The following is a 14,349-nucleotide window of genomic DNA, read 5'->3' as shown; positions in this document are numbered from 1 at the left end:
CATGCAAGACGACGATTTTTCCCTGTTCAAAAGTGCGATCCAAGGCGTCAAGCCGATCAAGCACGACCGCGCCGACACCGGCAAACCCAAGGCTGACCGTGACCGGATCGCCAAGCTGCGCCAGTCCGCCACCGTGCGCACCGACACCACGACCGTTGACGGCCTGTCCGATCAGTTCGTGATCGACGTCGGTCCCGAAGACGAGCTGATGTGGGCTCGCGACGGGGTGCAGGAAAGTCAGATGCGCAAGCTCAAGGTCGGGCAGATCCCGTTCGAAGGCAGCCTCGACCTGCACGGTATGAGCGTCGAAAAGGCTCGCGAAACCCTCTGGGCGTTTCTCGCCGAAGCGACCAGATTCGAAATCCGCTGCGTGCGCGTCACCCACGGCAAGGCTGTGCGTCTGGACGGCAAGCGGCCGATGATCAAAAGCCACGTCAACACCTGGCTGCGCCAGCATGCGCAAGTGCTCGGTTTCTGCTCGTGCCAGGCGAAACATGGCGGCGCCGGCGCCGTGTATGTGATGCTCAAACGCACCATGATGGAAGGCCGCGACGAATAATCCCGTCACACCGAACTTGCAGGGTCGTGTCCGCCACCGTACCCTTGCCCTTTGCGAAAATCCCCACAGGTAGTTTCATGTCCCTGGAACAGAATTACACCGCGATTCTCGGCCAACTGGGCGAGGACGTCTCCCGCGAGGGCCTGCTCGACACGCCAAAGCGTGCCGCCAAAGCCATGCAGTACCTCTGCCGCGGTTATGAACAGACGCTCGAAGAGGTCACCAACGGTGCCCTGTTCAGCTCCGACAACAGCGAAATGGTGCTGGTCAAGGACATCGAGCTCTACTCGTTGTGCGAACACCACCTGCTGCCGTTCATCGGCAAGGCCCACGTCGCGTACATCCCGAGCGGCAAAGTGCTGGGCCTGTCGAAGGTCGCGCGGATCGTCGACATGTACGCCCGCCGCCTGCAGATCCAGGAAAACCTCAGCCGCCAGATCGCCGATGCGGTCCAGCAGGTCACCGGCGCGCTGGGCGTTGCGGTGGTAATCGAGGCCAAGCACATGTGCATGATGATGCGCGGTGTCGAGAAACAGAATTCGTCGATGATCACTTCGGTGATGCTCGGTGAGTTCCGTGAAAACGCGGCGACCCGCAGCGAGTTTCTCAGCCTGATCAAGTAATTTGCGACACAAAAAAACCGGCGTTGATCGCCGGTTTTTTTTCGCCCGTGAAAAATCGGGTAAGCTGCGCGCCTTCTTCAATGTCCCTGTGAGGCTTGTAACGTGTTCGTCAAAGCGCTTCGTGTCGGCCTCGGCCAACTGATCATCTTCGTTGATTTCCTGACCCGCCCGGGCAAGAAACAGCGCCCCGCCGCTGCTCAGGCTCAGGTGGATACCGCCGCGAAAGACCTGACTCTGTATCAGTTCCACGCTTGCCCGTTCTGCGTGAAGACCCGCCGCAGCCTGCGTCGCCTGAACGTTCCGGTGGCCCTGAAGGATGCGAAAAACAACGAGCAGGATCGCCAGACCCTGCTGGAACAGGGCGGCAAGATCAAGGTGCCGTGCCTGCGCATCGAAGAGAACGGCCAGACCACCTGGATGTATGAGTCCAACACGATCATCGAGTATCTGAACAAGCGGTTCGCCGCAATCTGAATCAAAAAAACCGGCCTGATGGCCGGTTTTTTTATGCCGCCTGCGCGGCCTGCGCCTGGCGCACCACCGCCGCCAGCCGCTTGAGCCCTTCATCGAGTCGTGCCGGATCGATGTGACTGAAGTTCAGCCGCAGATGACCGGGGTTGCGATCCGGCTCGGGGAAGAATGGTTCACCCGGCATGAACGCCACATCGTTGGCCAGCGCGGTGTTCAGCAAGGTGCGGGTGTCCAGCGGCAGCTTCAGGGTCAGCCAGAAAAACAGCCCGCCCTGCGGCGTGTTCCAGTCCGCCAGATCGGCGAAATGGGTTTCCAGCGCCGCTTGAAAGGCATCGCGGCGCTGACGATAGAAGCCGCGCAAGTCACTCAAATGCTGCTGATACTTCTCACTGCCGATCCACTGCAACGCCTGCCACTGGCCAATGCGGTTGGTGTGCAGATCTGCCGACTGCTTGAGTTTGAGCAGGTGCGGGAACAGATCAGGGCTGGCAATCAGGTAACCGACGCGCAGGCCCGGCAACAGGGTTTTCGACACGGTGCCGGTGTAGATCCAGCTGGATTTCTTCAGGCGTCCGGCAATCGGCTGGGCGCTGCCGCCGTCGAAGGTCAGCTCGCGATAAGGCTCATCTTCGATCAGGGTCACGCCGAATTCGTCGAGCAATGCCGCAACGGCTTCGCGCTTGGCTTCGCTGTAGCGCACGGCGGACGGGTTCTGGAAGGTCGGAATCAAATAGATGAACGCCGGACGATGCTGCTCCAGACGCTGACGCAATTGCGCAAGGTTCGGACCGTCAGCCTCCAGCGGCACGGTCAGGCAATCGGCGCCGAACAGCTGGAAAATCTGCAAGGCTGCCAGATAGGTCGGCGCTTCAAGCAGGATTTCGGTGCCCTTGTCGATGTAAAGCTTGGCCGCCAGGTCGAGGGTTTGCTGGGAGCCGCTGACCACCAGCACCTGACTCGCTTCACACGGCAAACCCAGCGCCCTCGCCTCTGCTGCCAGCGCTTCGCGCAGTGCCGGCTCGCCTTCGCTCATGCCGTACTGGCCGAGAGACAGCGGCATGTCGGCCCACTCGACCTTCGGCAACATGGCTTCAGCCGGCAAACCGCCAGCGAAGGACATGACCTCCGGGCGCTGGGCCGCGGCAAGGATTTCACGGATCAGAGAACTTTTGAGGCGCGAGACACGTTCGGAAAAAACCATGGAAGTCACCGCTAGCGAGGCATGAGAAAAATGAGTCAAACTTGTTGACTGAAATTACGACAACCTCTCTGGAAACGTCAATATGCTTGACCTTAAAAACTGCGCCAGCCAGCAACAAGCGATGGAAGCGTTTTTCTTCGGTTACCAGGCGTTCACCGCCAAGGCCGATGAAATGCTCGAGCGTCGCGGGCTGTCCCGCGTGCATCAACGCATCGTGTTTTTCATCGCCCGTTATCCGAACCTGAGCGTCAAGGAATTGCTCGCGCTGCTCGGCGTCAGCAAGCAAGCGTTGAACATGCCGCTGCGGCAATTACAGGAAATGCATCTGGTGGACAGCGTGGCGTCAGAGACCGACAAGCGTAAACGCCTGCTGGAGCTGACCGTTGAAGGTGCGAAATTTGAACAGGCGCTGCGCCGCGAGCAGGTGAAATTGCTCGAGCGCGTCTTTGCCGAAGCCGGCGAAACGGCGGTCAACGGCTGGCTGGCGGTGAATCTGGCGTTGGGAACCAATCGCCCGGCCGAGTGATATAGCTCGATCACCAGTCTTTTCGTCTACAAAACCAAAAACAATATTTGCTTTATTTGTACACAAAAGCATAATCCACAGCGTGCGAGTTCCTGACCGCATGGTCAACAAATTCGCGTATGCCTCAAAGGACCGCTGCCACCCCTCATGGGTCCGGTCCTGGAAATAACAATAAAACTCTTGAGGAGTACTCGCTGTGGAAAGCCGCAAATCCGAAGCATCGACGCTGGAACTCTCGCCGCCGTTACGCACTGGCCTGCTTGAGCGCATCTTCAAACTCAGCTTGCATGGCACCACGGTGAAGACCGAGCTGATTGCCGGTCTGACAACCTTCATCACCATGGCCTACATCATCTTCGTCAACCCGAACATCATGGCCGATGCCGGGATCGATCACGGTGCAGCCTTCGTCGCCACCTGTATCGCCGCCGCGCTGGGCTGCCTGCTGATGGGCCTCTACGCCAACTGGCCGGTGGGCCTGGCGCCAGGCATGGGCCTCAACGCGTTCTTCACCTACACCGTGGTCGGCACCATGGGCTACAACTGGGAAACCGCCCTCGGTGCGGTATTCGTCTCGGGCGTGCTGTTCATGATCCTGACCTTTTCGCGGATTCGCGAATGGCTGCTCAACAGCATTCCGGTCAGCCTGCGCTATGCGATGGGCGCCGGCGTGGGTCTGTTCCTCGGGCTGATCGGCCTAAAAACCGCCGGTATCGTCGTCGATAGCCCGGCCACCCTGATCAAGCTCGGCTCGCTGCGTGAACCCGGTCCGCTGCTTGCCGCCATCTGCTTCCTGATGATCGCGATCCTCAGCTACCACAAAGTATTCGGCGCGATCCTCATCAGCATCATCACCGTGACCCTGGCTGGCTGGGGCATCGGTCTGGTGCACTACGAGGGCATCATGTCCGCCCCGCCAAGCCTGGCACCGACCTTCATGGCCATGAACGTCGCCGGCGTGTTCAACGTCAGCATGATCAGCGTGGTGCTGGCCTTCCTCTTCGTGCACATGTTCGACACCGCCGGCACCCTGATGGGCGTCGCCCAGCGCGCCAACCTGGTGAACGCTGACGGCCGCATCGAAAACCTGTCCCGTGCGATGAAAGCCGACTCCGCCTCCAGCGTTTTCGGCGCAGTGGTGGGCGTTCCGCCGGTCACCAGTTACGTGGAAAGTGCCGCCGGTGTAGCAGCTGGTGGTCGGACTGGTCTTACCGCAGTCACCGTGGGTGTGCTATTTATAGCCGCGATGTTCTTTGCACCGCTGGCCGGCATGATTCCCGCTTATGCCACCGCCGGCGCGCTGATTTATGTAGCGATGCTGATGATGGGCGGCATGGCGCACATCGAATGGGACGAAGCGACCGACAGCATTCCGGCGATCGTCACCGCGATCATGATGCCGCTGACCTTCTCCGTTGCCGACGGTATCGCGCTGGGCTTCATTACCTATGTCGCGCTGAAGGCCGGCACCGGTAAATACAAAGAGATCTCCGTCAGCCTGTGGGTGCTCTGCGCGATCTTCATCGCCAAGTTCATCTTCCTGTAAGCGTTACGCGGTTCAAGCTTCAAAACAGCCTCACCCCACCGGGTGGGGCTTTTGCACATTCTTGATAACGATAAAAAGGAGCAAGTGATGAGTCTGGAAACCTGGCTGCTGTTCAGCGGCGCTGCGCTGGTGGTGATCCTGATTCCGGGGCCACTGTCGTTGCTGATGATCAGCAACAGTCTGAATTACGGTCTGCGCCGTTCCTACCCGGCCTTTCTGGGCGGCGTGAGTGCGTCGATCTGCCTGCTCAGCGCATCGGCACTGGGGCTGGGCGCCCTGCTGCTGGCATCGGAAAAGCTCTTCAGCGCGCTGAAAATCGTCGGCGCGCTGTACCTGTTCTACCTCGCCTGGCAGAGCTGGCAGCAATCGCGCCAACCCTCGGTCGGTGCAGAAGTGCCGCAAGCGGCGCCAGCTCCACGCTTTCGCGCACTCTTCGGGCGTGCATTCGTACTGGGCGCCAGCAATCCGAAAGACATCCTGTTCTTCGCCGCGTTTCTGCCGCAGTTCCTCAGCGCCGGACAACCGTTCCTGCCGCAGTTGCTGGTGATGATCGTCACCTGGACCGTGCTCGACCTGCTGTGCAAATTGACCTATGGCCTCGGCGCCCACGGCGCAGCGCGCTACCTGCGCAGCGGCAAGGGCCAGAGCTGGTTCAACCGCATCAGCGCCGGATTGTTCGGCGGTGCAGGCGCAGCCTCACTGTTGAGCAGTCACTGACGCCCTCGAAGGGCGAGTAATACGCCGCAACATTTCGCCCTGAACGTAGATATATGTACCGCACTTCGCAGCGTGGATTCACCGAAGATCCGGCTTCTTTTGACCCGATCAACGTGAATCGACTCTGCGAGTGAAATGCCCCATGAGCCCCAAACGCCCGATAAAACCCGGCACGGCAACCGCCTCACCCGACACACCCTTTGCCATTCCCGATGCCAGGCCTCCAACGCTGCACAGACCACCCCTGAACATGGCCCCCCATGGCACAGACGGAGCCCCCGTCGCCCAACCCCGAACACCCGGTCAGTCATCATCCGCCCGGCCCGAGCCTCTGGAGATCATTGACCTTCCGCTCGATACCCATATCACCCCTGTCATTGTCCATGCGCCGATCGAGCACTTTTTCCTTCCACCCAATCAACTCTCCAGACTCCCGCCACCCAATGCACTTTCCGGCATTCGAGAGCTCGGGACGCAAAGGCACTTCGTGGACCTTCAGGAAGGGGGAACCGTATTGCTGGGCATTGATTCGGAAAACCATTTGCGGGCCAGATTGAATAGCGACCACAGGCCTTCCGGACCACGAGTCGAACGGGTGGAAGGCACCCTCACCTGGCGCGTCAGGCCCACCGATGAGAGCCCAGGTGGCATCGATTCCAGATTGACGATCAAGCGCCTGCGGGAAGCGGATGATGATTCGGCAGAGGCCGTCGTCCCCAAACGCACCAAGGCATCAAGGAGCGATGACTGGTCCGATCCCTGGAAACAATGGGAGGCGCCACCTCAACAGGCATCCCTGGGCACCATTGACGTCGATGGCACCCGATTCCTGCTCCTGCCACGCGGCACCGAGCCGGATCACCCGATCGTTTACATCAAGAATCCGGAGCACTGGGTGTACGATTTCGATTACATGGAGCGGATCCTCGGCACGGACCTGATGCAACAACCCAGAGGCGCGATCCGCATTCCGCCTGTCAATCAGTGGGAAGTCGATCCGAACCTTCCCTTCCAACACCCGTTGAAACAGTACATCGCCACCTATTTTCCGCAGCTGTCGGAAACCTCGATGAACAAAGTGGCCAGGCACCAGTTCATTCTGGCCAATGATGGAGACATGGCAACCGGCGTCGGCCTGACCCGCCTCAGGCAAACATTCAATGACTGGAAAAGCGGTAACAGTGCCCCCCGACCACCGTTGGCCGATCCGTTGCTGATGCTGCCGACGCTACCGACTTCCAGCAGCGGACCAGGATTCGCCCGGACCCTGGACTTGCCGACCATGACCCCGGAAGGCCCCCTTGAGCGACTGGACTTCGATCTGACAAGACAGGAATGGGATTACTTCAAAGCGACACAGACGGGCGTCGAACTCAAGCGGCTCATGGCAGACATTCTGAAACGTCAGGGCTATGAAGTTTTCACGCCCACGCCCTCAAATACTTTTCCAGCCTTGGTATTTCGCCGGAAAAATCATCCCTATGTTTTTTTCATCAGCCTGTATCGCGTCAGGGGCCGGAAAATTCATCAGCCCCTCAATTCCGATCCCTATGCAGCCGACGCTCGACTGAACACCCAGGTCGGGTACGCTGCACTACAGGAAATCCTCCAGGCGCATGTAGAAAAAAGGCTGGTCTGGCTCAAGGGCGGATCGCAGATTCACGCTTCACAGCCGGACAGCATTTTCATCGTCAGGGATGATGAATCGAGGCTCGGAACCATTACCGGTCTGTAATCCGGAACACTTTCCGCAAGATGAAAAAAAGCCCGCAGTGTGAGCGGGCGAAAGACCAAAGAAGCTATATGCGCAGTCGCTTCCCGGCAGGGGCAGCTGCTTGGGGGTCAGCTGCCCCGGTACGTGGAATAGCTGTAAGGCGAGATCAGCAACGGTACGTGGTAGTGATCCTGTTCGGCAGAAATGCCGAACCGCAGCACGACCACGTCCAGGAATGCCGGCTCCGGCAACTGGACGCCACGGGCGCGGTAGTAATCGCCGGCGTGGAACTGAACCTGATAGACACCGGTACGGTAGTCATCGCCTTGCAGCAGCGGCGCATCGACCCGGCCATCGCTGTTGGTAAGCGCACTGGCGACCAATTCCAGGTGCGAACCTTCAACGCGGTACAGCTCGACCTTGATCGAGCTGCCCGGGCAACCGTGTGCAGCGTCCAAAACGTGTGTTGTCAAACGTCCCATTGATTCTGCGCGCCTGCCTGCGTGGAGCAGTCAGACTTCGCGCCTCCCGAAGTCAGTTGAAAAGGAGACCGCACCGTTTCGGAGCACGAAAAGCTGCGGCGAGCGATTGATTAAGACACTTTTCAAAAAAATTGTACACAATAAAAACGACATTTTTCCTCCTACCCCCGCCATCCTTCGATTTCCCGGTGATTTGCCCCGTAAGCTCGCATTCATTGAACCCCCAATCCATTAGCTGACTGGTCAGGCAGGTTTCTTGCAGGTTCACGCCATTAACAGCAAAAGATGACAGCCGGTGAAAAATGCGAAAATTCAGGCTTACAAATTGAGAATAAAGTTGTATACAATCAGCCCATCACTGTGACGCCAGCCTGCCATCCAAACTTCAGGGCGCCACACAATCTGTCAACGAATAAGAAGGAAGACTGCAGTGAGCGCTGACTACCCACGCGACCTGATCGGTTACGGCAGTAACCCTCCTCACCCACACTGGCCGGGCAATGCCCGGATCGCCCTGTCGTTCGTACTCAATTACGAAGAAGGCGGCGAGCGCAACATTCTGCACGGCGACAAAGAATCGGAAGCCTTCCTCTCGGAAATGGTCGCGGCCCAGCCTCTGCAAGGCGCGCGCAACATGAGCATGGAATCGCTTTACGAGTATGGCAGCCGTGCCGGCGTCTGGCGGATCCTGAAACTGTTCAAGGAATTCGACATTCCGCTGACCATCTTCGCCGTGGCCATGGCCGCCCAGCGTCACCCGGACGTGATCCGCGCGATGGTCGAAGCCGGTCACGAGATCTGCAGCCACGGCTACCGCTGGATCGACTACCAGTACATGGATGAAGCGCAGGAACGCGAGCACATGCTCGAAGCGATCCGCATCCTCACCGAACTCACGGGCGAGCGTCCGCTGGGCTGGTACACCGGCCGCACCGGCCCGAACACCCGTCGCCTGGTGATGGAAGAAGGCGGTTTCCTCTACGACTGCGACACCTACGACGACGACCTGCCCTACTGGGAACCGAACAACCCGACCGGCAAGCCGCACCTGGTGATCCCGTACACCCTGGACACCAACGACATGCGCTTCACCCAGGTCCAGGGTTTCAACAAGGGCGACGATTTCTTCGAATACCTCAAAGATGCGTTCGACGTGCTTTATGCCGAAGGCGCCGAAGCGCCGAAGATGCTGTCGATCGGTCTGCACTGCCGTCTGATCGGCCGTCCGGCGCGTCTGGCTTCGCTCAAGCGCTTTATCGAATACGCTAAAAGTCATGAACAGGTGTGGTTCAGCCGTCGCGTCGACATCGCACGCCACTGGCACGAAACCCACCCGTACCAAGGGGCTGCCAAATGAGCACCTTTCAAACCCTGCAACCGTCGACCCTGAGCCGCGACGCCTTCGTCAAAGCCTTCGCCGACATCTACGAACATTCGCCATGGGTGGCCGAGAAGGCCTTCGACCTGGGCCAGGACGCGTCGATCGACCAGATCGAAACCCTGCACCAGCGCATGAGCGACATCCTGTTGAGCGCCGATCACGCCAGTCAGCTGGCACTGATCAACGCTCACCCGGACCTGGCCGGCAAAGCTGCCGTCCAGGGCGAGTTGACCGAAGCCAGCACCCATGAACAGGCTGGCGCCGGTATTCACCAATGCACGGCCGAAGAGTTCCAGCGCTTCACCGAGCTGAACGACGCCTACAAAGCCAAGTTCAAGTTTCCCTTCATCATGGCGGTAAAAGGCAGCAACCGGCATCAGATCCTCGCGGCGTTCGAAACGCGCATTCACAACCCGGTCGACACCGAGTTCAAATGCGCGCTGGCGGAGATCAACAAGATCGCCCTGTTCCGATTACTGACTCTCTAGCAAGCCTGGCCCGAGAAACCTCTAGAACGCTTGTGTTTCCCAGGGCCCTGCAAGCATCCCCAGCCACTTATTTAAAGGCAGACAAGAAGAATGAAAGCTTACGCCGTACCTTTCGAGAAGTTCGTCAACCTGGCCGATGCCCGTCTGGGCACCAAAATCATCTCGGTCACCGATGACTGGTTCGCAGACGCCAATCGTCTGTTTCAGCCAACCCCGGCCGTGTGGAAGGAGGGCGTGTTCGATGACAACGGCAAGTGGATGGACGGCTGGGAATCCCGCCGCAAGCGCTTCGAAGGTTACGACAGCGCGGTGATCCGCCTGGGCGTACCGGGTTCGATCAAAGGCGTGGACATCGACACTTCATTCTTCACCGGCAACTTCCCGCCATCGGCCTCGCTGGAAGCGTGCTTCCTGGCGTCGGGCGAGCCGGACGAAAACACCCAGTGGACTGAAGTGCTGTCGGCCGTCGAGCTGCAAGGCAACAGCCACCACTACCACGAAATCAGCAACGACAAGGCGTTCAGCCACCTGCGCTTCAACATCTACCCGGATGGCGGCGTGGCCCGTCTGCGCGTGTACGGCATTCCGTTCCGCGACTGGTCGGCAGTTGGCGACAACGAGCAAGTCGACCTGGCTGCAGCCCTCAACGGTGGCCGCGCCCTCGCCTGCTCCGACGAACACTTCGGCCGCATGAGCAACATCCTCAACCCGGGTCGCGGCATCAACATGGGCGATGGCTGGGAAACCGCACGTCGTCGCACGCCGGGCAATGACTGGGTGATCGTCGCACTGGGCCACCCGGGCGAGATCGAAAAAATCATCGTCGACACCCTGCACTTCAAGGGCAACTACCCGGACACCTGCTCGATCCAGGGCGCGTTCGTCAAGGGCGGCACCGACAGCCAGATCGAAACCCAGTCGCTGTTCTGGCGCGAGCTGCTGCCAAGCCAGAAGCTGGAAATGCACGCCGAACACACCTTCGTCGAGCAGATCAAGGCGCTGGGTCCGATCACCCACATCCGTCTGAACGTGTTCCCGGACGGTGGTGTGAGCCGCCTGCGCGTACTGGGCAAGGTCGCTAAATAAGGGTGAACCCAATCGCGGGCAAGCCCGCTCCCACAGGGGACTGTGGTGTACACAAAACCTGTGGGAGCTGGCTTGCCAGCGATGACGACAGAACCAACAACACAGAATTCGGAAAAGAACAGCATGCGCACACTGACGATTGAACCGCTGACCAAAGAAGCCTTCGCCCCTTTCGGTGACGTGATCGAAACCGACGGCAGCGATCACTTCATGATCAACAACGGTTCGACCATGCGCTTCCACAAACTGGCGACGGTCGAAACCGCAACGCCTGAGGACAACGCGATCATCAGCATCTTCCGCGCCGACGCGCAGGACATGCCGCTGACCGTCAGCATGCTGGAACGCCATCCGCTGGGCAGCCAGGCTTTCATTCCGCTGCTCGGCAACCCCTTTCTGATCGTGGTCGCGCCACTTGGCGATGAACCTGTATCAGGCTTGGTCCGCGCCTTCGTCACTAACGGCAGGCAGGGCATTAATTACCATCGCGGCGTCTGGCACCACCCGGTGCTGACGATCGAAAAGCGGGATGACTTCCTGGTGGTTGATCGCAGTGGCACAGGCAATAACTGCGATGAGCATTTTTTCAAAGAGGATGAGCGTTTGATCCTCGCCCCCCACCAATAAGAGAAGGTCTGATCACTCGACAACAAGAGTGACAGGCGAGAGGTAAAGACTGTGGAAGCACATCTGTTGGAATGGCTGAACCTGAGCGTGCGCTGGGTTCACATGATCACTGGCGTGGCCTGGATCGGCGCGTCGTTCTACTTCGTCTGGCTGGAGAACAACCTCAACCGCGTCAATCCGAAAACCGGTCTTGCCGGTGATCTGTGGGCGATCCACGGCGGCGGTATCTATCACCTGGAAAAATACAAACTGGCCCCTCCGTCGATGCCGGAGAACCTGCACTGGTTCAAATGGGAAGCCTATTTCACCTGGATGTCGGGGATCGCGCTGCTGTGCGTGGTGTTCTACTCCAACCCCGTGCTCTACCTCGTGGCGCCCGGCAGCGGCCTGACCGGCCCTGAAGGCGTGGCCATCGGCATCGGTTCGCTGATCGCCGGCTGGTTCATCTACGACTTCCTCTGCGATTCGCCTCTGGGCAAGAAACCTGCCCTGCTCGGCTTCATCCTGTTCGTGCTGATCATCGGCGCGGCGTATGGCTTCAGCAAGGTGTTCAGCGGTCGTGGTGCGTACCTGCACGTCGGCGCGATCATCGGCACCATCATGGTCGGCAACGTGTTCCGCATCATCATGCCGGCGCAGCGCGCACTGGTTGCCGCGATCGCCGAGAACCGCACGCCGGATCCGGCGCTGCCGGCCAAAGGCCTGCTGCGTTCGCGTCACAACAACTACTTCACCCTGCCGGTGCTGTTCATCATGATCAGCAACCACTTCCCGAGCACTTACGGCAGCCAGTACAACTGGCTGATCCTGGCCGGGATCGCGGTACTGGCGGTGTTGGTGCGTCACTACTTCAACACCCGTCACGACAGCCACAAGTTTGCCTGGACCCTGCCAGTGGCAGCGGTGGGCATGATCAGTCTGGCGTACGTCACCGGCCCGGCGCCGATGTCGACCGCTCCGGACGTGGCCAAGGCACCTGCGAAAATCGAGTACCAGCCACTGCCGGAAACGGCGCTGGGTGGTGGCGCGAAACCGGCTGAAGCGGCACAACCAGCCGCCCCTGCTGCACCGGCCGCCGCTCCGGCTCAGGCGTCCAACGCCGGCTCGGGTTTCGACAAGGTGCACACAGTGATCCAGGAACGCTGCGCGGTCTGCCACTCGGCCAAACCGACCAGCCCGCTGTTCAGCGCTGCCCCGGCCGGTGTGATGTTCGACACCCCCGAGCAGATCCGCCAGAACGCGGCACGGATCCAGGCGCAAGCCATCACCACGCAGATCATGCCACTGGGCAACATCACACAGATGACCCAGCAGGAACGTGACCTGATCGGTGCATGGATCGCCCAGGGAGCCCAGACCAACTAAGCAGTAAAAGCATCGCTGGCAAGCCAGCTCCCACAGGATTTTTCACTGCCTGTGTGGGAGCTGGCTTGCCAGCGATTAGCCGCAACGCGGTTTACCTGATGCAAAGAAACAGCTGTGAGCAACCCGGCAGCTGTTAATCACAAGAATAAAAAAGATCCGAGGTGTTGCATGTCCGAGCTGTCCAAAGCGCGCATCCCCGACGCACCCGCCATTCAGCGATTGCCCCTTTTGCAACTGATCCTGGTCGGTTTGCAACATGTACTGCTGATGTACGGCGGCGCCATCGCGGTACCGCTGATCATTGGACAGGCCGCTGGCCTGAGTCGTGAAGAAATCGCCTTCCTGATCAACGCCGACCTGCTGGTCGCCGGCATCGCCACCATCGTGCAGTCCTTGGGGATCGGCCCGATGGGCATTCGCATGCCGGTGATGATGGGCGCCAGTTTCGCCGCCGTCGGCAGTATGGTCGCCATGGCCGGCATGCCGGGCATCGGTCTGCAGGGAATCTTCGGCGCAACCATCGCCGCCGGGTTCTTCGGCATGATCATCGCGCCGTTCATGTCCAGGGTCGTACGCTTCTTCCCTCCTCTGGTGACCGGCACGGTCATCACCTCGATCGGTTTGTCGCTGTTCCCCGTGGCCGTGAACTGGGCCGGTGGCGGCGCTGGCGCCGCACAATTCGGTTCACCGATTTACCTGGCCATCGCCGCACTGGTACTGGCCACCATTCTGTTGATCCACCGCTTCATGCGCGGATTCTGGGTCAACATTTCCGTGCTGATCGGCATGTGCCTGGGCTACGTGCTCTGCGGCGCCATCGGCATGGTCGACCTGAGCGGCATGGCCAACGCGCCGTGGGTTCAGTTCGTCACCCCGCTGCATTTCGGCATGCCGAAATTCGAACTGGCACCGATCCTGTCGATGTGCCTGGTGGTGGTGATCATCTTCGTCGAGTCCACCGGGATGTTTCTGGCGCTGGGCAAGATCACCGGCCAGGAAGTCTGCCCGCGCATGCTGCGTCGCGGCCTGCTGTGTGATGCCGGCGCGTCGTTCTTCGCCGGTTTCTTCAACACCTTCACCCACTCCTCCTTCGCGCAGAACATCGGCCTGGTGCAGATGACCGGCGTGCGCTGCCGTTCGGTGACCATCGTCGCCGGCGGTCTGCTGATCGTCCTGAGCCTGCTGCCGAAAGCGGCGTTCCTGGTGGCGTCGATTCCACCGGCGGTGCTCGGCGGCGCGGCGATTGCGATGTTCGGCATGGTGGCGGCGACCGGCATCAAGATTCTGCAGGAAGCCGACATCGGCGACCGTCGCAACCAATTGCTGGTAGCCGTGAGCATCGGCATGGGCCTGATCCCGGTGGTGCGTCCGGAATTCTTCGCCCACCTGCCGTTGTGGATGAGTCCGATCACCCACAGCGGGATCGCCATGGCCACCCTCAGCGCCCTGACGCTGAACCTGTTGTTCAACATCCTCGGCGGCGCCGAACGCGCCGCGATCAACGACTGCCACGCACACCCGCATTGATCCGAAGAGTAAAAAAGGGGGCTCGCCCAAGCCTGC

General features: G+C 59.9%; 15 protein-coding genes. 13 read left to right on the top strand and 2 right to left on the bottom strand.

Annotation, left to right across the window (positions count from 1 at the left end):
- The first annotated feature begins 1 nt into the window (after position 1).
- The 3 genes from KJY40_RS09950 to KJY40_RS09940 all read left to right on the top strand — a co-directional run bounded on the left by KJY40_RS09950 (position 2) and on the right by KJY40_RS09940 (position 1,656).
- Complete coding sequence (locus tag KJY40_RS09950; protein WP_230736458.1) at positions 2-559, top strand: Smr/MutS family protein; 558 nt, start codon at positions 2-4, stop codon at positions 557-559.
- Positions 560-636: 77 nt separating this feature from the next.
- Positions 637-1,182 (top strand): GTP cyclohydrolase I FolE, encoded by a 546-nt coding sequence (gene folE, locus KJY40_RS09945; RefSeq protein WP_003204506.1) that lies wholly within the window; start codon positions 637-639, stop codon positions 1,180-1,182.
- Positions 1,183-1,284: 102 nt separating this feature from the next.
- Positions 1,285-1,656, top strand: coding sequence for a glutathione S-transferase N-terminal domain-containing protein (locus KJY40_RS09940; protein WP_230736455.1), 372 nt, complete (start codon positions 1,285-1,287; stop codon positions 1,654-1,656).
- Positions 1,657-1,687: 31 nt separating this feature from the next.
- On the opposite strand, the gene KJY40_RS09935 is transcribed toward KJY40_RS09940, so the two are convergent.
- A complete protein-coding gene (locus KJY40_RS09935) occupies positions 1,688-2,854 on the bottom strand; it encodes an aminotransferase-like domain-containing protein (RefSeq protein ID WP_230736453.1) in 1,167 nt (388 codons plus the stop codon).
- Between the two features lie 82 nt (positions 2,855-2,936).
- Between KJY40_RS09935 and KJY40_RS09930 the strand changes: the two genes are divergently transcribed.
- The 4 genes from KJY40_RS09930 (at position 2,937) to KJY40_RS09915 (ending at position 7,378) form a co-directional block, all read left to right on the top strand.
- Complete coding sequence (locus KJY40_RS09930) at positions 2,937-3,380, top strand: MarR family winged helix-turn-helix transcriptional regulator (RefSeq protein WP_230736451.1); 444 nt, start codon at positions 2,937-2,939, stop codon at positions 3,378-3,380.
- A gap of 196 nt (positions 3,381-3,576) precedes the next feature.
- Positions 3,577-4,926: an NCS2 family permease gene (locus KJY40_RS09925; protein WP_039769903.1), complete on the top strand. Its 1,350-nt coding sequence runs from the start codon at positions 3,577-3,579 to the stop codon at positions 4,924-4,926.
- Positions 4,927-5,013: 87 nt separating this feature from the next.
- On the top strand, positions 5,014-5,643 hold the full coding sequence (locus KJY40_RS09920; protein ID WP_230736450.1) for a LysE family translocator: 630 nt from the start codon (positions 5,014-5,016) through the stop codon (positions 5,641-5,643).
- A 142-nt stretch (positions 5,644-5,785) separates the two neighbouring features.
- A complete protein-coding gene (locus KJY40_RS09915; RefSeq protein ID WP_230736448.1) occupies positions 5,786-7,378 on the top strand; it encodes a hypothetical protein in 1,593 nt (530 codons plus the stop codon).
- Between the two features lie 107 nt (positions 7,379-7,485).
- Here KJY40_RS09915 and uraH read toward each other — a convergent pair whose 3' ends face one another.
- The gene (gene uraH, locus KJY40_RS09910; protein ID WP_011333195.1) at positions 7,486-7,839 is read right to left on the bottom strand and encodes a hydroxyisourate hydrolase; all 354 of its coding nucleotides are present in this window, start codon (positions 7,837-7,839) and stop codon (positions 7,486-7,488) included.
- A gap of 430 nt (positions 7,840-8,269) precedes the next feature.
- On the opposite strand from uraH, the gene puuE reads away from it, so the two are divergent.
- From puuE to KJY40_RS09880, 6 genes are all read left to right on the top strand, one after another.
- A complete protein-coding gene (gene puuE, locus KJY40_RS09905; RefSeq protein ID WP_039769896.1) occupies positions 8,270-9,196 on the top strand; it encodes an allantoinase PuuE in 927 nt (308 codons plus the stop codon).
- Positions 9,193-9,708 (top strand): 2-oxo-4-hydroxy-4-carboxy-5-ureidoimidazoline decarboxylase, encoded by a 516-nt coding sequence (gene uraD, locus KJY40_RS09900; RefSeq protein WP_064594598.1) that lies wholly within the window; start codon positions 9,193-9,195, stop codon positions 9,706-9,708. The genes puuE and uraD overlap by 4 nt, the downstream gene beginning before the upstream one ends.
- Positions 9,709-9,798: 90 nt before the next feature.
- Complete coding sequence (gene alc / locus KJY40_RS09895; RefSeq protein WP_007960036.1) at positions 9,799-10,794, top strand: allantoicase; 996 nt, start codon at positions 9,799-9,801, stop codon at positions 10,792-10,794.
- Between the two features lie 123 nt (positions 10,795-10,917).
- A complete protein-coding gene (locus tag KJY40_RS09890) occupies positions 10,918-11,421 on the top strand; it encodes an ureidoglycolate lyase (protein WP_007960046.1) in 504 nt (167 codons plus the stop codon).
- Positions 11,422-11,472: 51 nt separating this feature from the next.
- Entirely contained in the window at positions 11,473-12,786 is a 1,314-nt protein-coding gene (locus KJY40_RS09885; protein ID WP_230736446.1) for a urate hydroxylase PuuD, read from the top strand.
- 168 nt (positions 12,787-12,954) lie between these two features.
- Positions 12,955-14,313: a nucleobase:cation symporter-2 family protein gene (locus tag KJY40_RS09880; RefSeq protein ID WP_230736444.1), complete on the top strand. Its 1,359-nt coding sequence runs from the start codon at positions 12,955-12,957 to the stop codon at positions 14,311-14,313.
- Positions 14,314-14,349 lie beyond the last annotated feature (36 nt).

This window comes from Pseudomonas fitomaticsae, from assembly GCF_021018765.1.
Classification (GTDB): domain Bacteria; phylum Pseudomonadota; class Gammaproteobacteria; order Pseudomonadales; family Pseudomonadaceae; genus Aquipseudomonas; species Aquipseudomonas fitomaticsae.
This window is presented reverse-complemented; position numbering and strand designations above follow the sequence as displayed.

Excerpts from the sequence above, each read along its gene's own strand:
- KJY40_RS09930 (WP_230736451.1), top strand. The coding sequence starts at position 2,937 with ATGCTTGACCTTAAAAACTGCGCCAGCCAGCAACAAGCGATGGAAGCG.
- alc (WP_007960036.1), top strand. The coding sequence starts at position 9,799 with ATGAAAGCTTACGCCGTACCTTTCGAGAAGTTCGTCAACCTGGCCGAT.
- KJY40_RS09935 (WP_230736453.1), bottom strand. The coding sequence starts at position 2,854 with ATGGTTTTTTCCGAACGTGTCTCGCGCCTCAAAAGTTCTCTGATCCGT.
- KJY40_RS09915 (WP_230736448.1), top strand. The coding sequence starts at position 5,786 with ATGAGCCCCAAACGCCCGATAAAACCCGGCACGGCAACCGCCTCACCC.
- uraH (WP_011333195.1), bottom strand. The coding sequence starts at position 7,839 with ATGGGACGTTTGACAACACACGTTTTGGACGCTGCACACGGTTGCCCG.
- KJY40_RS09890 (WP_007960046.1), top strand. The coding sequence starts at position 10,918 with ATGCGCACACTGACGATTGAACCGCTGACCAAAGAAGCCTTCGCCCCT.
- folE (WP_003204506.1), top strand. The coding sequence starts at position 637 with ATGTCCCTGGAACAGAATTACACCGCGATTCTCGGCCAACTGGGCGAG.
- KJY40_RS09880 (WP_230736444.1), top strand. The coding sequence starts at position 12,955 with ATGTCCGAGCTGTCCAAAGCGCGCATCCCCGACGCACCCGCCATTCAG.
- KJY40_RS09950 (WP_230736458.1), top strand. The coding sequence starts at position 2 with ATGCAAGACGACGATTTTTCCCTGTTCAAAAGTGCGATCCAAGGCGTC.
- uraD (WP_064594598.1), top strand. The coding sequence starts at position 9,193 with ATGAGCACCTTTCAAACCCTGCAACCGTCGACCCTGAGCCGCGACGCC.
- KJY40_RS09920 (WP_230736450.1), top strand. The coding sequence starts at position 5,014 with ATGAGTCTGGAAACCTGGCTGCTGTTCAGCGGCGCTGCGCTGGTGGTG.